Below are 17,729 nucleotides of genomic sequence, written 5' to 3'. Positions count from 1 at the left end.
GATGACAAGGAGAAATGCGGAATGCGTGGAATGCTGTTGGTGTGCTGCGTGGCGCTGGCCCTGGCGGGCTGCAAGCAATCGGCCGAGGAAACCCTGGCCGAGGCGGCGCTGGAAAAGGCGACCGGCCATAAGGTCGATCTCGACAAGGACGGTGAGACGGTCACCATCAAGACCGAAGAGGGGGAAATGAAGATCAGCGGCGGCGACAACGCCAAGCTGCCCGCGACCTTCCCCAAGGACGTCTACCTGCCGCCCAATTACGCGGTGGAAAGCGTGATGGAAGTGAACAAGACCCAGCTGATCGCGCTGAAGGCGCCGGGCGAGGTTGCCAAGCTGTACGCGGACGCGCGCACGGCGATGGAAAAGGAAGGCTGGAAGCAGACCATGGCGATGCAGGGCAGCGCCAACGACGGCCTGCTGGCCTACGAGAAGGAAGGCCGCAAGGCCACGGTCTCGTTCAACGGCGAAGGCGCGGGCGAGCCGGTCTCGATCGGCCTGCAGGTGATGGACGCGGAAACCGCCGCGCAGTAATCACCGTCGTGCCGGCAGCACCCGTGACCGAAGGTTTCGGGCAGGCGCGGATCCCGGAAAAAAAGCGGCCTTCGGGCCGCTTTTTTTCCGCCGTCCGCTTCCTCGCCACACACCTCGGAAAGCTCGCGCCGGGACGGCGCTCCTACCCCGCTCCAGACCGATTGCGCATTGAGAACCCCCGGTAGGAGCGGCCTCCGGCCGCGAGCTCCTTCCCGCACGCCCCGGAAAAGCTCGCGCCGGGATGGCGCTCCTACCCCCAAGCTCAGGGGGCGGTGAAGAAATCACCGATCGCGCGCGCCACGCCGACCGGATCTTCCATGTGCAGGTGATGGGTGCCGGCCATGACGATCAACTCGCCGTTCGGCAACAGCGCCGCGCGCTGGCTGCGCAGCGGTTCGGGGAAGTAGGGCTGCGCCGGCTCGGCGAAGATCACCCGGGTCGGGCAGCGGATGTCGGCGACCAGCGCGGCGATCTGCGCCTCGTCCAGGCGCTGCGGGGTCGGCAGGGTCAGGCGCTGGTCGCTGCTCCAGACATGGCCGCCGTCCACCGCGCGGATGCCGCGTTCCACCAGCAGCCGCGCATTGGCCTCGCTCAACTGGTTGGCCTGCATGCGCGCGCGGATCGGCGTGGCCGTGTCGGTGAACACGCGCAGGCGCTTGCCCGGCAGCGCGCGCGCGGCGGCGATCGCCTCCTGCCAGCGCGCGGCGGTGCGATCCACGGTCTCGGACAGGCCGCCGAGGGCTTCGATCACCAGCAGCCGGCGCACCCGCCGTGGCGAGGAAGCGGCCAGCAGGCTGGCGATGCCGGCGCCCATCGAGTGGCCAAGCAGGCAGAACTCGTCCCAGCCCAGCGCGTCGGCCAGATCCAGGACCGCGTTGACCGCCACCCCGCTGGTGTACTCGGCACCCGGACCGATATGCACGCTGTGGCCATGCCCGGGCAGGTCCGGAATGACCAGTTCGACGCCGGACAGATGCGCGGCCAGCGGCACGAAGCTGGCCGCGTTGTCGAGCCAGCCGTGCAGCGCCAGCACCCGCGTGCCGCCGGGCGCGCCGCCGCGCAGGCCGCCGATCCGTCCCATCGCGATGTCGGCGGAAAACTCCTCCAGCCTCATGCCGGCTCCCCGGCCACCTGGCGGGCCAGCGCCGCCAGCGCGTCGGCGTGCGCCGGCGACGCGTTGAGGCAGGGGATGTAGCGCAGCTCGCCGCCGCGTTCGGCGAAACGCTGGACGAAACCGATCGCCACTTCCTCCAGGGTCTCCAGGCAGTCCACGGCGAAACCGGGGCAGACCACGTCGACCTTGCGCAGGCCGCGCGTGGCCATCGCGTCGAGGGTGGCGTCGGTGGCCGGTTCCAGCCAACGCTCCTTGCCGAAGCGCGACTGGTAGGTCAGGGTCCATTCGCCCTCGCCCAGCCCCAGCGCGGTGGCAATGGCGCGGCTGCTGGCCTCGCAGCGCTGCGGGTAGGGATCGCCCTCGCGCGCCAGGCGCTGCGGCAGGCCGTGGAACGAGAACAGCAGGTGCTCGCCGGCGCCGTTGCGCGCGCGCCAGTCGCGGATCGAATCGGCGACCGCGCCCACCCAGCCGGCATCGACCGAGTAGTCATCGATCACGGTCAGGTCGAAGCCCTTGGCCTCGCGCGCCAGCACGTCCTTGACCGACTCGGTGGTGGTGCTGGAGTACTGCGGGTACAGCGGCAGCACGATCAGCCGGCGAATCCCGGCCTGGCGCAGCTCGCGCAGCCGCTCCGGCAGGGCCGGCTGGCCGTAGCGCATGGCATCGACCACCCGCCAACGCGGCAGGCGTTGCTGGATCGCCTCGGCCAGGCGGCGGGTATGCACGGCCAGCGGCGAGCCTTCCGGCAACCAGATCTGGGCGTACTTGTGGGCCGCGCGCGGACCGCGCAGCGGCAGGATCAGGCCGAACAGCAGCGGGTACCAGATCCAGCGACTGAGCTGGACCACGCGTGGATCGAGCAGGAACTCGCCCAGATAGCGCCGGACGGCGGGAGCCGTGGGCGCCTCGGGCGTGCCTAGATTGACCGCGATCAGCGCGGTATCGGGTGCGTCGGGCATCCGCCTATTGTGGCAGAGCGCACTCTTGCGAGCCGCTTCTCCTTATCAATGGCCTTCTTCGATCGAATCGATGGACGGCGGCCGAAGGCCGGAATCCTCAGCGCCGATTCATTCGCATTTACCTATTTTCAAGCGGTTGCAGTAAATTTCTGCGAATCCACCTTCGGAGCGCCCATGAAACGCCGCCATTCCCGCCTGCTGATGCTGCCGGCCGCGACCCTGCTGGCCACCGCCCTGTTCGCCGGCCAGGCCCTCGCCGGTCCCAAGGAGGACGAGCGCGCCACCAACGCGGTGCGCGTGCTGGACGAAATCCGCCGCATCCCCGAGGAAGGCATCCCCGACAAGCTGCTGGACGAAGGGCGCGCCATCGTCGTCATTCCCGACACCCTCAAGGCCGGCCTGGTGTTCGGCGGCCGCCGCGGCCATGGCCTGATGTCGGTCAAGAATCCGGACGGCACCTGGTCGCAGCCGGTGTTCGTCAAGCTGACCGGCGGCAGCATCGGCTTCCAGGCCGGCGTGCAGTCCTCGGACATCGTCCTGGTGTTCCGCAACGACCGCAACCTGGACAACATCGTCAACGGCAAGATCACCCTGGGCGCCGATGCCGGCGTGGCCGCCGGTCCGGTGGGCCGCAACGCCGCCGCCGCCACCGATGGCCAGCTCAAGGCCGAGATCTGGTCGTGGTCGCGCGCCCGCGGCCTGTTCGCGGGCGTGGCACTGGATGGCGCCGTGTTGCAGATCGATGACGACGCCAACACCGCGGTCTACGGTGGCGGCAGCACGCCGCGCGCCATTTTCGAAGGCCGCGCCGGCCATCCGTCCGGCGCCGTGGTCGGCTTCCGGGATCAACTGGAGGAAGTGACCGCGGCCGCGCGCGCCGCACGTGCCGGCAAGTCGACGCCCGCACCGGCCGCGACCGTGACCGCAGCGGCCCCGGCAGCGGCCGCTTCGACCGCGCCGGCGGCCGAAACCGCCCCGCTGGGTCAGGCGCCCGCCACCCCACCCGCCCAGTCCGGTTTCCAGCCGGTGGCCGAGGGTGAAGTCCGCACTGAACCGCTCAACAGTACGCCCTAGGAAAAGCGAAAACATCGCACCGCGCCCGGGATCTCCGGGCGTGCCTGCGCTATGCTGATCGCCTGAATTTCATTACTCAACGCACGAGAAGACCATGGGCGGTTTCAGCATCTGGCATTGGATCATCGTTCTGGTGGTCGTTCTGCTGATCTTCGGCACCAAGCGCTTGCGCAACGTCGGCCAGGATCTGGGCGAAGCGGTCAAGGGCTTCAAGAAGGGCATGCAGCAGGACGAGGACAAGCCGGTCGAACGGCTTGACGATCAGTCGCAGTCCCGCAACGCCGAATCCAGCGCGTCGAAAGAGCGCGACCGCGACGCCAACTGACCGCGCGGCCGGCCTGCCGCCATGTTCGATATCGGCTTCAGCGAACTGCTGATCATTGCCATCGTCGCGCTGGTCGTCCTGGGCCCGGAACGGCTGCCCAAGGCGGCGCGTTTCGCCGGCCTGTGGGTACGCCGCGCGCGCGCGCAATGGCATTCGGTGAAGGACGAGTTCGAACGCGAACTGGCGGCCGAGGAACTCAAGCGCAGCCTGCGCGACACCGAAGAAGCACTGCGCGAGACCGAACGCAAGGTGCGCGAGGGCGCGGCGCAGACCGAACGCGAATTCGAGGACCTGCGCGCCTCGGTGGAAAGCACGCCGGCCCCCGCCCCGGGCGCCGAACCGGAACCCGCCCCGCCGGCCGACGACGCCGCGACCACGCCCCACGACGCCAGCGATGAACCACGACGCACCTGAGGATCAGGCCGAAAGCAGCCTGATGGGCCACCTGCTGGAGCTGCGCACGCGGTTGATGCGGGCGCTGCTGGGCGTGGTGATCGTGCTGGTGGCGCTGCTGCCGTTCGTGAAGACGCTGTACAGCCAGCTGGCCCTGCCCATGCTGAGCCAGTTGCCGAAAAGCCAGGCCGCGCAGATGATCGCCAACGATCCGACCTCCGGCTTCTTCGCGCCGATCAAGCTGGCGTTCTTCGCCGCCCTGTTCGCGACCGCGCCGTGGCTGCTGTACCAGGCCTGGGGTTTCGTCGCGCCGGGTCTCTACAAACACGAGAAGCGGCTGGCGCTGCCACTGCTGGTCTCGGCGATCACGCTGTTCTACGCCGGCTGCGCGTTCGCCTACTTCCTGGTGCTGCCGGGCGTCTTCCACGCATTGATGATGTTCACTCCGGACATCGTCACCATCGCGCCGGATCCGGGCAAGTATCTCGATTTCGTGCTGGTGATCTTCCTGGCCTTCGGGGTCAGCTTCGAGCTGCCGGTGGCGCTGGTGATCATGGCGGTGATGGGCTGGGTGACGCCGCAGCAGTTGCGCCAGGGGCGTGGCTACGCGGTGGTCGGCATCTTCATCCTGGCCGCGGTGATCACGCCGCCGGACGTGGTCTCCCAGCTGATGCTGGCGATTCCGATGTGCCTGCTGTACGAAGCCGGCATCCTGGCCGCGCAATGGGTTGCGCCGAAACCCGACAGCGACGATTCGCGTACGCCGCGCGATGCGTGATCCGCATTCGCGCTGATCGCGCCGGGTGATTGGCCGGCGTTAACTGCTCTCCACATTGCTGAAGTCGCGAGCCTGAACCGTTCGCGGCGGTGCCTTGGGTACGTTCATCCTCGCTTTGCCAGACTCGCCCGCGCTGAAGCGAACGAGAAAGGAAGATCGATGAATCAACGCCTGGGTGCGGTCTGTCTGCTGAGCCTGTTGTCGGCCTGCCAATCGGAACATCCCGTCGATACCGCCAACGCCACGTCCGCCACGCGCGCGGTCGCGACCGCACCGGCTCCGCCGCCGGTGCCCGATGCGCAGGCCTCGCGCATCGCCTTGCAGGCGCAATTCGTGGACGAAGCGCTGGGCGTGGCGATCCTGCCGTGGCCGGGTTTCACCCTGCGCCGCGACTTCCGCCGCAGCTATCTGGCCACCGATGACTGGAAGGCCTTCGCCCAGACCGACAGCCGCGGCAAAGCGGTGGCCGCGCTGGTGCTGGACGGCTCCAACGAGGTGACGGCGGCGGAGCTTCGCGTGGGCGTCAGCGATGACGCGGACAGCGTGGCCCGCTGCCTGGAGGTTTCCGATTCGGCGCTGCCCACGCCGCGCGACGAAGTCCGCATCGATGGCCAGCCGTTCCGGCATTTCCGCGCCAGCGACGCGGCGATGAGCCACTACCTGACCGTGGACGCCTACCGCGCGGTGCGCCAGCAACGCTGCTACGCCATCGACCTGCTGGTGGTCGGCACCCGTCCGGAGGTCTACGACCCGCCGCGCACGCCGCCGTTCGACGGGGCCGTCGCGCAGGCGCGCCTGCACGAAGCGCTGGCGGCGATCCGCTTCGTGAAGTAGTCATCGCGTGGAACGCCCGCCACTGCAAGGTGTCGGGTTTCACAACAGCGTCGGCACCATATTTGGTGTTGACGCTCCCATATGCCCCCACTATCTTGTGGCCGTCGGTTCCTCCGGCCGCAAGCCGGGGGATGAAAAGGGAAGCCGGTCGAATGCCGGCGCTGCCCCGCAGCGGTAGGTGGAAACGAACCCGTCATTGGCACTGAGGCGCCTCGCCTTGGGAAGCGACGGGCTAGGAGGAAGCAAGGCTTCCGTGTCCACGAGTCCGAAGACCTGCCGACAGCCGCGCGTTGCACACCGCGCGGTGCCGGCCGCGGAATCTCCGGGGGGAGATGGCTGGTGAAGCAGGCCGGCCATCCGTTCCACGGTCGCGGTCCCTGCGACGCCGCTTCCCCACCCTGATGCTCCATCCGGCCTTCCGCTGCCTGCGAGGGACAGGTCGCCGCGTGCATCACGCATGGAGGAAGCCCCGTGACCCCGACCGATACCGCCGTCGCCGAAACCGACGTCTCCCCGTCCCAGAAGGACGCATTCCTGTTGACCTCGCCGCCCACCGCCACCGCGATGAGCGTGACCAAGCGCAACGGCAGCCGCGAGCCGGTGGATCTGAACAAGATCGTCCGCGCGGTGCAGCGCAGCTGCGAGGGCCTGCACGCCATCGATCCGATGCGCGTGGCCACCCGCACCATCTCCGGCCTGTACGACGGCGCCAGCACGCGCGAACTGGACGAACTGTCCATCCGCACCGCCGCGCTGCTGACCGCCGAGGAACCCGAATACAGCCGGCTGGCCGCGCGCCTGCTGGCCAGCTACATCGCCAAGGAAGTGACCGGGCAGGAAATCCACGCGTTCTCGCAGTCGGTGACGCGCGGCCACGAGGTGGGACTCATCAACGATCGCCTGCTGAACTTCGTGCAGACCAACGCGCGCAAGCTCAACGACGCGCTGGACGCCTCGCTGGATCTGCATTTCGATTACTTCGGCCTGCGCACCCTGTACGACCGCTACCTGCTGCGCCATCCGCACACCCGCAAGGTCATCGAGACCCCGCAGCAGTTCTTCCTGCGCATCGCCTGCGCGCTCAGCGAGGACGTGTCCGAAGCGCTGGCGCTGTACCGCCGGATGGGCAACCTGGACTACCTGCCCAGTTCGCCGACCCTGTTCAACTCCGGCACCACCCACGAACAGCTGTCCTCGTGCTTCCTGCTGGACTCGCCGCAGGATTCGCTGGAATCGATCTACCAGAAGTACGGCGATATCGCCCAGCTGTCCAAGTTCAGCGGCGGCATCGGCGTCAGCTACACGCGGGTGCGTTCGCGCGGCTCGCTGATCAAGTCGACCAACGGCCATTCCAACGGCATCGTGCCGTGGCTGAAGACGCTGGACTCCTCGGTCGCTGCGGTCAACCAGGGCGGCAAGCGCAAGGGCGCGGCCTGCGTGTACCTGGAAACCTGGCACGCCGACGTCGAGGATTTCCTGGAACTGCGCGACAACACCGGCGACGAATCGCGCCGCACCCACAACCTCAACCTGGCCAACTGGGTGCCGGATCTGTTCATGAAGCGGGTGGAGGCCGATCAGCAATGGTCGCTGTTCGATCCGCGCGTGGTGCCGGAGCTGACGGATCTGTACGGCGAGGCGTTCGAGCAGGCCTACCTGCAGGCCGAGACCCAGGGCAAGGCCGCCAAGGCGGTGCCGGCGCGCAAGCTGTACGCGCGGATGATGCGCACGCTGGCCGAGACCGGCAACGGCTGGATGACCTTCAAGGACAAGTGCAACCGCGCCAGCAACCAGACCCTGCGCGCGAACAACGTCATCCACCTGTCCAACCTGTGCACCGAGATCCTGGAGATCACCTCGGCCGAGGAGACCGCGGTCTGCAACCTGGGCTCGATCAACCTCGCCCGCCATTTCGACGAGTACGGCGACTTCGATTTCGAACGCCTGGCCGAAACCGTCCGGCTGGCGGTGCGCCAGCTGGATCGGGTGATTGATCTGAACTTCTACCCGATCGAATCGGCGCGCCGCGGCAACCTGCGCTGGCGTCCGGTCGGCCTGGGCTGCATGGGCCTGCAGGACGTTTTCTTCCGCAAGCGGCTGGCGTTCGACAGCACCGAGGCGCGCGCGCTGTCGCAGAAGATCGCCGAGACCATCTATTTCCACGCGCTGGAAACCTCGTGCGAGCTGGCCGAGGAACGCGGCCGCCATCCGTCCTTCGCCGACACCCGCGCGGCCTCCGGTGAACTGCAGTTCGACGCCTGGAACGTGGCGCCGCAGGACGGCGCGCGCTGGGACGCGCTGCGCGCGCGCATCCGCGAGCACGGCCTGCGCAACTCGCTGCTGATCGCCATCGCCCCGACCGCGACGATCGCCTCGATCGCCGGCTGCTACGAATGCGTGGAGCCGCAGATCTCCAACCTGTTCAAGCGCGAGACCCTGTCCGGCGACTTCCTGCAGGTCAACCGCTATCTGGTGGCCGAACTGAAGCAGCTGGGCCTGTGGACGCCGGAGATGCGCGACGCGATCAAACTGGCCGAGGGTTCGATCCAGGGCATCGCGCAGATTCCCGAGCCGCTGCGCCAGATCTACCGCACCGCCTGGGAACTGCCGATGCGCTCGCTGATCGACATGGCCGCCGAGCGCGGCGCCTACATCGATCAGTCGGCCTCGCTCAACCTGTTCATGGAAAGCCCGAACATCGGCGCGCTGTCGTCCATGTACATGTACGCGTGGAAGCAGGGCATCAAGACCACGTACTACCTGCGCTCGCGCCCGGCCACCCGCATCGCCAAGACCACGGTCAGCAGCGTGGGCAGCGAGGCGCCGAAGCCGGCCTATACGGCGGTGGAAGCGGTGTCGTGCTCGCTGGAGAACCCGGAAGCGTGTGAGGCGTGCCAGTAGCGAATTCATGCGTGGTCGAAAGATCACCCTCCGAAATCCCCACGCAGGATGCACATAGGGAAGAAAGGAACAGGACGTTCCGGGCGAAGGGATGCGCCAATACCCGCTGGACAGTCCCCTCCCCCGCTCGCGGGGAGGGTCAGGGTGGGGGCAAGGCCGAAGCCATTGAACACAAACGGCCGGAACGCCCATCGAAGAGTCACCCCGCTTCATCACGTTTTTTTCGCAGACGGATACGCCTCCACTTCGTTCGCCCCCATCCCAACCTTCCCCCGCCAGCGGGGGAAGGGGCGGAAATTCGCGAACGGATGCATCCCGCTCCGTTTGCCTCCATCCCGGCCTTCCCCCGCTTGCGGGGGAAGGCGCTGAAACAGGAAAAATGCGACATGTCCTCCCAACCCCGCCAGATGCTGCTGGACCCCGGCTTTGAACTGACCCTGCGCCCGATGCGCTATCCGCAGTTCTACGAGATGTACCGCGACGCGATCAAGAACACCTGGACGGTGGAGGAGATCAATTTCCAGATCGACATCAGCGATCTGCACGACAAGATGACCCCGGCCGATCGTCACCTGATCCACCGGCTGGTCGCGTTCTTCGCCACCGGCGATTCGATCGTGTCCAACAACCTGGTGCTCAACCTCTACCAGCACCTCAACGCGCCGGAAGCGCGCATGTACCTGTCGCGCCAGCTGTACGAGGAAGCGCTGCATGTGCAGTTCTACCTGACCCTGCTGGACAACTACCTGCCGGATCCGGCCGAACGGGTGAAGGCGTTCGCGGCGGTGGAGAACATCCCCTCCATCCGCAAGAAGGCCGAGTTCTGCTTCAAGTGGATCGACTCGATCCAGGGCCTGCGCCGGATCGAAACCCGCGAACAGCGGCGGCAGTTCCTGCTCAACCAGATCTGCTTCGCCGCCTGCATCGAGGGCCTGTTCTTCTTCGCCGCGTTCGCCTACGTGTACTACTTCCGCTCGCGCGGCCTGCTGCCGGGGCTGGCCTCGGGCACCAACTGGGTGTTCCGCGACGAGAGCTGCCACATGGAGTTCGCGTTCGAGTCGGTGCGCACGGTGCGCGAGGAGGAGCCGGACCTGTTCGACGACACCATGCGCCAGCAGGTCTACGACATGCTGGCCGAGGCCATCGAGTGCGAGGTGCAGTTCGCCGAGGACGTGCTGTCCGGCGGCGTGGCCGGCATCTCCACCCGCGACATGCGCCAGTACCTGCAGCATTGCGCCGACCAGCACTTCGTCAAGCTGGGCATGGAGAAGAAGTACAACGTGCGCAACCCACTGCCGTTCATGGAACTGCAGGACGTGCAGGAGCTGACCAACTTCTTCGAACGCCGCGTCTCGGCCTACCAGGTCGGCGTGCAGGGCGAAGTCGGCTTCGACCACGCGTTCTGACCGTTTCCTGTAAACCACCTTGTGGGAGCGACGTCAGTCGCGATGCTCTTCGGCCGGATCAGGAGCTTTCGCGACTGACGTCGCTCCCACAGGGATTCATTCCGGAATCCGTTTCCTGCGCTAGGATGCAGCCGGGAGGCACTGGCACCACGGAGCAACCCCATGCCCGAACATCCCCTGTCCGACCTGCGCCCGACCGAGGCGCGCCTGCTGCACATGGTCTTCCCGGACCACACCAACCACCTGGGCACGCTGTTCGGCGGCCAGGCGCTGGCGTGGATGGACATGTCCGCCTTCATCGCCGCCTCGCGCTACGCGCGCACCACCGTGGTCACCGCAAGGTCGGAACAGGTCGATTTCAACCAGCCGATCCACAAGGGCGATCTGGTCGAGGTCATCGCCCGCATCGTCAAGGTCGGGCGCAGTTCGATGAACGTCGATGTCGAAGTCATCACCGAGGATCTGCTGAGCGGCGAGCGCAAGCTATGCACGCGCGGCCACTTCGTGATGATCGCGCTGGATCCGCTGGGCCGGCCCACCCAGGCTCCGCCGCTGCCGCCACCGGTCGTGCAAGGCTGAGGTCCGTCCCCCTCCGCTGACCGCGGATGCCGTGGCGCGCACGAAGCTGCGCGCGCCACGGCCCGGCCGCATCACGCCGCGGCCCGCATCCTCTTCGCCGCCTCCACCATCGCCTCCAGCGCCGCGCGGGTCTCCGGCCAGCCACGCGTCTTCAGCCCGCAGTCCGGATTGACCCAGATCTGCTCCGGTGCCAGTACCTCCCGCGCCTTGTCCAGCAGGGCGTGCATCTCGCCGCTGTCCGGAACCCGCGGCGAATGGATGTCGTAAACGCCCGGCCCGATCTGGTTCGGATAGCGGAACTTCACGAATGCGTCCAGCAGTTCCATCCGCGAGCGCGAGGTTTCGATGGAGATCACGTCGGCGTCCATCGCCGCCACGGCTTCGATGATGTCGTTGAACTCGGAGTAGCACATGTGGGTGTGGATCTGGGTTTCGTCGGCCGCCACCGCGGCGGTGATGCGGAAACACTCCACCGCCCAATCGAGGTAGCGTGGCCAATCGACCCTGCGCAGCGGCAGCCCCTCGCGCAGCGCCGGTTCGTCGATCTGGATCACGCCGATGCCGGCGGCTTCCAGGTCGCGGACCTCGTCGCGCAATGCCAGCGCGATCTGCCGGCAGGTCCGCGCGCGCGGCTGATCGTCGCGGACAAAGGACCACTGCAGCACCGTCACCGGTCCGGTCAGCATGCCCTTCATCGGCCGGGATGTGAGTGATTGCGCGTGCCGCGACCAGCGCACCGTCATCGGCGCCGGCCGCACCACATCGCCGAAGATGATCGGCGGCTTCACGCAGCGGGAGCCGTAGCTCTGGACCCAGCCGTTGCGGGTGAAGGCGAAACCGTCGAGCTGCTCGCCGAAGTACTCGACCATGTCGTTGCGCTCGAACTCGCCGTGCACCAGCACGTCGATGCCGAGTTCCTCCTGCACGCGCACGCAGCGCGCGATCTCGGTCGCCAGGAAGGCGTCGTATTCCGCATCGGGCAGTTTCCCGGCGCGGTTGAGCGCACGGGCCTGGCGTACTTCCGGCGTCTGCGGAAAGGAACCGATGGTCGTGGTCGGATAGGGTGGCAGGCGCAGGCCGGCCTGCTGGCGCGCGCGGCGCGTGGGATAGGGCGAGGAACGATGGGCGGCCGCGGGCGTCAGCGCGGCCAGGCGCTCGGCCACCTCTTTCCGATGCACGCGCGCGGAACGGCGACGGCTTTCGTGGCGCTCGCGGGCGATGGCCAGCGCCGGCCCGGCCACGGGCGCATCGTCCAGGGCGGTCGCCAGCAGGCGCAGTTCCTCCAGCTTCTGCCGCGCGAACGCCAGCCAGCCACGCAGTTCGGCATCCAGCCCGGTTTCGCCTTCCGCGTCCACCGGCACGTGCAGCAGGGAGCAGGAAGGCGCCAGCCACAGCCGGTCGGCACCGACATGGCCCTGCGCGTAACGCGCGAGCACCAACGCGTTGTCGAGGTTGGCGCGCCAGATGTTGCGGCCGTCGATCAGCCCGAGCGACAGCGTCCGTCCCTCCGGCATGGCTTTCAGCACGGCGTCGAGTTGATCCAGCCCGCGCACCAGATCCACATGCAGGCCATCGACCGGCAGGGCCGCCACCAGCGGCAGGTTCCCCCCCAGGTCGCCGAAATAGGTGGTCAGCAGCAGCTTCGGGCGCGTCGCTTGCGCGAGGGCGGTGTAGGCGTGCCGGTAGGCCTGTTGCAACGCCGGGTCGGCGTCCAGCACCAGGCAAGGCTCATCGATCTGCACCCATTCGGCGCCGGCGGCGGCCAGCCGCGACAGCAGTTCCGCATAGGGTGGCAGCAGGCGTTCGAGCAGCGCCAGCGGATCGCCGCCATCGCTTGCCTTGGACAGGCGCAGGAAGCTCACCGGTCCCAGCAGCACCGGCCGCGCATTGAAACCGGCCGCATGGGCCTCGTTGAACTCGCTCAACGGCTTGTCGCCACGCAGGCGGAACGTTTGCTCGCGATGCAGTTCCGGCACCAGGTAGTGGTAGTTGGTGTCGAACCACTTGGTCATTTCCAGCGCGCGCAGGTCCACGCCGTCCTGTTGCCGCCCCCGCGCGAGGGCGAAATAGGCCGCCAGCGGATCCACGTCCGCCAGCACGCGATAGGGTTCGGGGATGGCGTCGAACAGGAAGGCAGTGTCGAGCACGTGGTCGTACAGCGAAAAGTCGTTGCACGGCACGACATCGACGCCCGCGTCTACCTGCAGGTGCCAATGGCGGAGACGAAGCGCGCGCGCGGCGGCGTGCAGTTCTTCGCCGGTGGCGTCGCCGCGCCAATGGGCTTCCAGTGCCCGCTTGAGTTCCCGGCGCACGCCGATGCGCGGGAAACCGAGATTGCCAACAGTCGTCATGATGCATGTCCTCATTCGTGGTCGGATGAGGAACGAAGGACCGCGCCGCCTTCATCGCCGATGGCGATGGCGGACAACGCCAGCGACCTTCGCCCCCTCGGGCGAACCGGAACGGCGAAGGGAGGCGCACGGACTTGCGCGCGGACGCGACGCGTCCGCGGCAGTTCCGGGCACCTCCCCTCGGAAGTTCCAGGTCATGCGGAAGACTTCGGGTCTTCCGGCCAAGGCAGGTCTTCGGGCTCATGGACGTCGGCCCGATCCGGGGATCGGGGCCGGCCTACTGTCCGCCGCTTCCCGGCCCTTGGGGGCCAGTGCCGATGACGGGGGTCGTTTCCAAATACCGCTGCGGGGCAGCGCCGGAATGGGGCTTTTCGGCCCGCACCGGCTTCCCTATTAATTCCATCTCTTCATTCGCATGAAGAGATGGAAACCCTGGCCCGGGCACGTTACGGCGATGCAACCGCAGCGTCAAGCGGCCTTCCTCGCGGGATACGGCCCGCCACCGTGGCGGGCGCGGCAAAAGCCGGCACGGTGAAGGTCGGGGAAGACAGGGTCACTTCCGTCGGCAGATCGCGAAGCTCTCCCGTGCGCAGGAAACGGTGGACCGCTTCCCGGGCCGCCGGCTCGTTGCGCAACTGATAGAACGTGCCGTCGTGACCACCGCGATGGATCACGATGGCGTGGCCATTGCGCAGGTAGGGCAGTTGCGCCAGCGCGTTGTCGATGGGCGTGGAGGTATCCCAGTCGCCGTGCACCAGCAGCACCGGCGTATCGATCGGCCGCAGCTGGCGGTAGTCGTCGCCCAGATCCGGTGTCGGCCATGTCGACGCGGCCGCCAGATAGGGCGCGAAGCCGCCCTCGCCGAGATAGGCGCTGGCCGGATCGTGGCGCAGACGGAACTCGTGAGACGGCGTGATGCCCAGGCTGGTGTCGATCAGCGGTCCAATCAGCTTGTATTCCTGCGCCTGCCGGCCCCTGGCCACTTCGCGGGCCCAGTCCGTGTAGCGGCCGTGGTACAGCGACAGCACGAACGCGGGCCAGGTGTGCGGCACGCTGGCCTCGGCCAGCAGCGAAGCCTGCAGGTCGACCAACCCGATCACCACCGGTCCACCGCCATCCTGCGGATCGACCGTGATCGGCTGCAGCGCGAAGCGTTCGCGCAGCGCGTCGATGGCGGCCATCAGTCCGCCCGTCGGCAGATACGGCGCCAGGCCGGGATCCCGATCGGCATCGAAGGCGATGCGCTGCATCGTCGCCAGCAGCGGCGATGGCATGTCGTAGCCGAAATCCAGCGGCTCCACCGACGACAGCACGGCGCGCGCGACGATGTCCGGATGCGAGCGCATCACCGCGAAGCTCCATTGCGATCCAAAGCTGCCGCCGAACAGGCTGATGCGCGGGTAGCCCAGCGCGCGACGCAGATCGTCGACGTCGTCGGCGCAGGCGTCGATGGTGTAGCCCGCCAGATCCTTGTCCGGATGCGCGGCGATGGCCGAGGCGGCGCGACGAAGCGCGTCGTCGATGTCATCCCGCGCGGTGTATTCGCGGTCGCGCGGCCACGCCGGCGACATCGCGGTCAGTTTCTCACCGCGCTCGCTGTAACCGCGCTGTTCGATGATGACCAGGTCCGCGGTGTCCCGGTAGGTCAGCCAGGATCCGAGCCGATTGCGCGCGGTCTCGGTATCGCCGTCGAATGCCTCCAGCACCGCCAGGCCCGGGCCACCGGGCAGCCAGAAGACGGGCGGCGCACCGGTGGGCACGCGTGCGCGGATGCGGGCGAAGCCCACCCCGATCAGGCGGCTGCCGGTGGCACGGCGGTTTTCCGGCACGTACAGCGTGCCGATTTCGTAGGGCACCGTCGTACCATCCGCGGCGCGGACCGTCGCCGCGGTGACCACGATGTCGCCGGCGCGGCGCGCCTGCGCGAAGGCGCCGGAAGCGATGGAACCAAACATCATCACGACAGCCGACAACCAGAGCCTGCGCTTCATGGGCGGATTCCCGACGATGGGGTGGGCGTAGCCTCGCTCCACAGATATCTTTATGTCAAGATATTTTTCATGACGACCCCACCGACCGATTCCCCGCCCTCCCCCGCTCCCGACCTGATCGACCAGCTGCTGGCGGACTGGCGCCGCGAACGGCCCGATCTGGATGCGTCCGCGATGGCGGTGGCGGGCCGCGTCCTGCATCTGGGCCGCCTGCTGGAGGCACAGGCCGACGAATGCCTGAAGGCGCTGGAACTGAGCTACACGGAGCTGGACCTGCTGGCGACGCTGCGCCGCTCCGGCGCGCCCTACCGGCTGTCGCCGACCGACCTTCGCCGTTCGGTGCTGCTGACCTCCGGCGCGATGACCGCCTGCCTCAACCGACTGCAGCGGCGCGGCCTGCTTCGGCGCGAGGCGGATCCGCGCGACGGCCGTTCCCTGTTCGCGGTGCTGACCGCCAAGGGCGTCAAGCTGGCGGAGCGCGCCATCGCGCTGCGTTTCGAACAGGCGCGCCTGGCCGTGGCCGGACTGGACGCCGGCGAACAGGCGACACTGGCGGGACTGCTGCGCAAGCTGGGCCAGGGCATGGCGGCGGACTGAGGCGGACCGCGCCGGGTCCGCGCGGTGCGGCGACACCGCGCGCGGCCTACACTGGCCCGCCCACCCGTGCCCGGCTCCATGCGCCACGATCACATCCTGACCCTGTCCTGTCCCGATCGCACCGGCATCGTCTACCGGGTCACCGGGCTGCTGTTCGAGTCGGACTGCAACATCATCGACGCGCAGCAGTTCGGCGACGAGGAATCCGGGCGCTTCTTCCTGCGCGTGCATTTCGACGTGCCGTCCGCGGCGACCCTGCCGGCACTGGAAGCGCGCTTCGAGACGCTGGCCGAAGCGTTCGGCATGGAATGGCGAATCCACGATGCGCGCCGCAAGGCGCGCCTGCTGGTACTGGTCAGCAAGCAGGGACATTGCCTCAACGATCTGCTGTTCCGCGCGCACAGCCGGCAGTTGCCGGTGGAGATCGCGGCGGTGGCGTCCAACCACGCGGACTTCGGCCCGCTCGCCGCCTCCTATGGCGTGCCGTTCCACCATCTGCCGGTGGATGCGGGCAATCGTCCCGCGCAGGAGCGGCGGATCCTGGATCTGGTCGAATCCGGGCAGGTGGATCTGGTGGTGCTGGCGCGCTACATGCAGATCCTGTCGCCGGAGCTGTGCGACGCGCTGTCCGGGCGCGCGATCAACATCCACCACAGCTTCCTGCCCAGCTTCAAGGGCGCGCATCCGTACCACCAGGCGCACCGGCGCGGGGTCAAGATCATCGGCGCCACCGCGCACTACGTGACCCGCGATCTCGATGAAGGACCGATCATCGAGCAGGACATCGCACGGGTGGATCACGCGATGACGCCGCGCGATCTGGTCCGGCTGGGCAGCGACACCGAATCGCTGGTGCTGGCGCGCGCGGTGCGCCGGCACGTGGAGCACCGCATCCTGCTCAACGGGCATCGCACGGTGGTGTTCCGCTGACGCGCGCGGAAACCGGAACGGCGCTCAGGGCGGCGGCAGCACTTCGCGCAGGTAGTCGATGAACACCCGCAACTTGGGCGGCAGGTGTTCGCGCGCCGGGTAGTAGATGTGGAAACCGGCGAACGGCGCCTGCCAGGCTTCCAGCACCCGTACCAGCGCCCCGCTGCGCAGTTCCGCTTCGACCTGGGACTCGAACACCTGCGCCATGCCCAGGCCCTGCCGCACCAGCACCAGGCCGAGATCACTGTCGTTGACGATCAACCGGCCACCCACCTCCACCTCGAAATCGCAACCCTCGCGGGTGAACTCCCATGCCATGATGCGGCCGTTGCTGCGCCGGTAGCGCACGCAGGCGTGGTGCACCAGGTCCGCCGGTTCGGCGGGCGCGGGATGGCGGCGGAAGTAGTCGGGGGTGGCGACGATCGCCTGCCGCTGCATCGGCCCGATCGGCAGCGCGATCATTTCCCGGGCCAGCGATTCGCCCAGGCGGATGCCGGCGTCGAAACCGCCACCGACCAGATCCGCCAGCGCCGGATCGACGAACAGTTCCACCTCCACCTCGGGCCAGCGCGCCATGAAGCCGGGCAGGTGCGGCGCGATCATGCGCTCGGCCACCACCCCGGGCAGGTTGATGCGCAGATGACCGGCGGGCCGGTCACGCAGGAAGTCCATGTCGCGGAAGGCCTCGTCGATCTGGCGCAGGCCCGGCGCGACCTGCTGCAGGAAGCGCTGGCCGTGTTCGGTCAGCGCGACCCGGCGGGTGGTGCGGTTGAACAGGCGCACGCCGAGCTGGCGTTCCAGCGCGCGCACCGTCTGCGACAGCGCCGAGGGACTGACCTCCAGCTCCAGCGCGGCGCGGGTGAAGCTGGCGTGGTGGGCCACCCGCGCGAAGGCGAGTACGGCCGGCAACGGATGGGACGCCATTGTGAAGTCTTGCTTCAAACAGGATTCTGATATTGCGCCTTT

16 protein-coding genes and 2 riboswitches are annotated in these 17,729 nt (G+C 68.0%); of the genes, 11 read left to right on the top strand and 5 right to left on the bottom strand.

Annotated features, from left to right (window positions below; genetic code table 11):
- Window positions 1–21 precede the first annotated feature (21 nt).
- Window positions 22–531: a hypothetical protein gene (locus tag IQ458_RS04800; protein ID WP_183639750.1), complete on the top strand. Its 510-nt coding sequence runs from the start codon at window positions 22–24 to the stop codon at window positions 529–531.
- Between the two features lie 262 nt (window positions 532–793).
- Here the strand turns inward: IQ458_RS04800 and IQ458_RS04795 are convergent, their stop codons facing one another.
- Together IQ458_RS04795 and hemH are read right to left on the bottom strand one after the other, a co-directional pair.
- Window positions 794–1,645 carry an alpha/beta fold hydrolase gene (locus IQ458_RS04795; protein ID WP_203322082.1) on the bottom strand — a complete coding sequence of 284 codons (852 nt, stop codon included), beginning with the start codon at window positions 1,643–1,645 and terminating at the stop codon, window positions 794–796.
- A complete protein-coding gene (gene hemH / locus IQ458_RS04790) occupies window positions 1,642–2,604 on the bottom strand; it encodes a ferrochelatase (protein ID WP_203322081.1) in 963 nt (320 codons plus the stop codon). Before hemH ends, IQ458_RS04795 begins: the two co-directional genes overlap by 4 nt.
- A 201-nt stretch (window positions 2,605–2,805) precedes the next feature.
- Here hemH and IQ458_RS04785 point away from each other — a divergent pair, with 201 nt between their 5' ends.
- The 8 genes from IQ458_RS04785 to IQ458_RS04750 all read left to right on the top strand — a co-directional run bounded on the left by IQ458_RS04785 (window position 2,806) and on the right by IQ458_RS04750 (window position 10,894).
- Window positions 2,806–3,678 carry a lipid-binding SYLF domain-containing protein gene (locus IQ458_RS04785; RefSeq protein WP_203322104.1) on the top strand — a complete coding sequence of 291 codons (873 nt, stop codon included), beginning with the start codon at window positions 2,806–2,808 and terminating at the stop codon, window positions 3,676–3,678.
- 94 nt (window positions 3,679–3,772) lie between these two features.
- A complete protein-coding gene (gene tatA / locus IQ458_RS04780) occupies window positions 3,773–4,003 on the top strand; it encodes a Sec-independent protein translocase subunit TatA (protein ID WP_141454997.1) in 231 nt (76 codons plus the stop codon).
- A 21-nt stretch (window positions 4,004–4,024) separates the two neighbouring features.
- A complete protein-coding gene (gene tatB, locus IQ458_RS04775) occupies window positions 4,025–4,417 on the top strand; it encodes a Sec-independent protein translocase protein TatB (protein WP_141454996.1) in 393 nt (130 codons plus the stop codon).
- A complete protein-coding gene (gene tatC / locus IQ458_RS04770) occupies window positions 4,398–5,174 on the top strand; it encodes a twin-arginine translocase subunit TatC (RefSeq protein ID WP_192198295.1) in 777 nt (258 codons plus the stop codon). Before tatB ends, tatC begins: the two co-directional genes overlap by 20 nt.
- 159 nt (window positions 5,175–5,333) lie before the next feature.
- A complete protein-coding gene (locus tag IQ458_RS04765) occupies window positions 5,334–6,008 on the top strand; it encodes a hypothetical protein (protein WP_203322080.1) in 675 nt (224 codons plus the stop codon).
- An 88-nt stretch (window positions 6,009–6,096) separates the two neighbouring features.
- A riboswitch (cobalamin riboswitch) is annotated at window positions 6,097–6,303 on the top strand.
- A gap of 269 nt (window positions 6,304–6,572) precedes the next feature.
- Window positions 6,573–8,909, top strand: a complete 2,337-nt coding sequence (locus IQ458_RS04760) for a ribonucleoside-diphosphate reductase subunit alpha (RefSeq protein WP_225562391.1) — start codon at window positions 6,573–6,575, stop codon at window positions 8,907–8,909.
- A gap of 386 nt (window positions 8,910–9,295) precedes the next feature.
- Complete coding sequence (locus IQ458_RS04755; protein WP_203322079.1) at window positions 9,296–10,315, top strand: ribonucleotide-diphosphate reductase subunit beta; 1,020 nt, start codon at window positions 9,296–9,298, stop codon at window positions 10,313–10,315.
- A 162-nt stretch (window positions 10,316–10,477) separates the two neighbouring features.
- Window positions 10,478–10,894, top strand: a complete 417-nt coding sequence (locus tag IQ458_RS04750) for an acyl-CoA thioesterase (protein WP_203322078.1) — start codon at window positions 10,478–10,480, stop codon at window positions 10,892–10,894.
- Window positions 10,895–10,965: 71 nt separating this feature from the next.
- Here IQ458_RS04750 and metE read toward each other — a convergent pair whose 3' ends face one another.
- Both metE and IQ458_RS04740 read right to left on the bottom strand, forming a co-directional pair.
- Window positions 10,966–13,245, bottom strand: a complete 2,280-nt coding sequence (gene metE, locus IQ458_RS04745; RefSeq protein ID WP_203322077.1) for a 5-methyltetrahydropteroyltriglutamate--homocysteine S-methyltransferase — start codon at window positions 13,243–13,245, stop codon at window positions 10,966–10,968.
- Between the two features lie 208 nt (window positions 13,246–13,453).
- Window positions 13,454–13,695, bottom strand: a riboswitch (cobalamin riboswitch).
- Window positions 13,692–15,236 (bottom strand): alpha/beta hydrolase, encoded by a 1,545-nt coding sequence (locus tag IQ458_RS04740; protein ID WP_203322076.1) that lies wholly within the window; start codon window positions 15,234–15,236, stop codon window positions 13,692–13,694. Its footprint overlaps the riboswitch before it by 4 nt.
- Before the next feature lie 69 nt (window positions 15,237–15,305).
- Here IQ458_RS04740 and IQ458_RS04735 point away from each other — a divergent pair, with 69 nt between their 5' ends.
- Both IQ458_RS04735 and purU read left to right on the top strand, forming a co-directional pair.
- On the top strand, window positions 15,306–15,833 hold the full coding sequence (locus IQ458_RS04735) for a MarR family winged helix-turn-helix transcriptional regulator (RefSeq protein ID WP_203322075.1): 528 nt from the start codon (window positions 15,306–15,308) through the stop codon (window positions 15,831–15,833).
- A gap of 78 nt (window positions 15,834–15,911) precedes the next feature.
- Window positions 15,912–16,763 (top strand): formyltetrahydrofolate deformylase, encoded by an 852-nt coding sequence (gene purU / locus IQ458_RS04730; protein ID WP_183639773.1) that lies wholly within the window; start codon window positions 15,912–15,914, stop codon window positions 16,761–16,763.
- Between the two features lie 24 nt (window positions 16,764–16,787).
- Here purU and IQ458_RS04725 read toward each other — a convergent pair whose 3' ends face one another.
- Window positions 16,788–17,687 carry a LysR family transcriptional regulator gene (locus tag IQ458_RS04725; protein ID WP_183639776.1) on the bottom strand — a complete coding sequence of 300 codons (900 nt, stop codon included), beginning with the start codon at window positions 17,685–17,687 and terminating at the stop codon, window positions 16,788–16,790.
- Between the last annotated feature and the right edge of the window lie 42 nt (window positions 17,688–17,729).

This window comes from Pseudoxanthomonas beigongshangi, assembly GCF_016820515.1.
Taxonomy (GTDB): Bacteria; Pseudomonadota; Gammaproteobacteria; order Xanthomonadales; family Xanthomonadaceae; genus Pseudoxanthomonas_A; species Pseudoxanthomonas_A beigongshangi.
Note: the sequence above shows the minus strand (reverse complement) of the source record. Positions and strands in the feature narration are given on the sequence as shown.

Excerpts from the sequence above, each read along its gene's own strand:
- metE (WP_203322077.1), bottom strand. The coding sequence starts at position 13,245 with ATGACGACTGTTGGCAATCTCGGTTTCCCGCGCATCGGCGTGCGCCGG.
- hemH (WP_203322081.1), bottom strand. The coding sequence starts at position 2,604 with ATGCCCGACGCACCCGATACCGCGCTGATCGCGGTCAATCTAGGCACG.
- IQ458_RS04765 (WP_203322080.1), top strand. The coding sequence starts at position 5,334 with ATGAATCAACGCCTGGGTGCGGTCTGTCTGCTGAGCCTGTTGTCGGCC.
- tatB (WP_141454996.1), top strand. The coding sequence starts at position 4,025 with ATGTTCGATATCGGCTTCAGCGAACTGCTGATCATTGCCATCGTCGCG.
- IQ458_RS04735 (WP_203322075.1), top strand. The coding sequence starts at position 15,306 with ATGACGACCCCACCGACCGATTCCCCGCCCTCCCCCGCTCCCGACCTG.
- IQ458_RS04800 (WP_183639750.1), top strand. The coding sequence starts at position 22 with ATGCGTGGAATGCTGTTGGTGTGCTGCGTGGCGCTGGCCCTGGCGGGC.
- tatC (WP_192198295.1), top strand. The coding sequence starts at position 4,398 with ATGAACCACGACGCACCTGAGGATCAGGCCGAAAGCAGCCTGATGGGC.
- IQ458_RS04725 (WP_183639776.1), bottom strand. The coding sequence starts at position 17,687 with ATGGCGTCCCATCCGTTGCCGGCCGTACTCGCCTTCGCGCGGGTGGCC.
- IQ458_RS04740 (WP_203322076.1), bottom strand. The coding sequence starts at position 15,236 with ATGAAGCGCAGGCTCTGGTTGTCGGCTGTCGTGATGATGTTTGGTTCC.
- IQ458_RS04785 (WP_203322104.1), top strand. The coding sequence starts at position 2,806 with ATGCTGCCGGCCGCGACCCTGCTGGCCACCGCCCTGTTCGCCGGCCAG.
- IQ458_RS04750 (WP_203322078.1), top strand. The coding sequence starts at position 10,478 with ATGCCCGAACATCCCCTGTCCGACCTGCGCCCGACCGAGGCGCGCCTG.
- tatA (WP_141454997.1), top strand. The coding sequence starts at position 3,773 with ATGGGCGGTTTCAGCATCTGGCATTGGATCATCGTTCTGGTGGTCGTT.
- IQ458_RS04760 (WP_225562391.1), top strand. The coding sequence starts at position 6,573 with ATGAGCGTGACCAAGCGCAACGGCAGCCGCGAGCCGGTGGATCTGAAC.
- IQ458_RS04755 (WP_203322079.1), top strand. The coding sequence starts at position 9,296 with ATGTCCTCCCAACCCCGCCAGATGCTGCTGGACCCCGGCTTTGAACTG.
- IQ458_RS04795 (WP_203322082.1), bottom strand. The coding sequence starts at position 1,645 with ATGAGGCTGGAGGAGTTTTCCGCCGACATCGCGATGGGACGGATCGGC.
- purU (WP_183639773.1), top strand. The coding sequence starts at position 15,912 with ATGCGCCACGATCACATCCTGACCCTGTCCTGTCCCGATCGCACCGGC.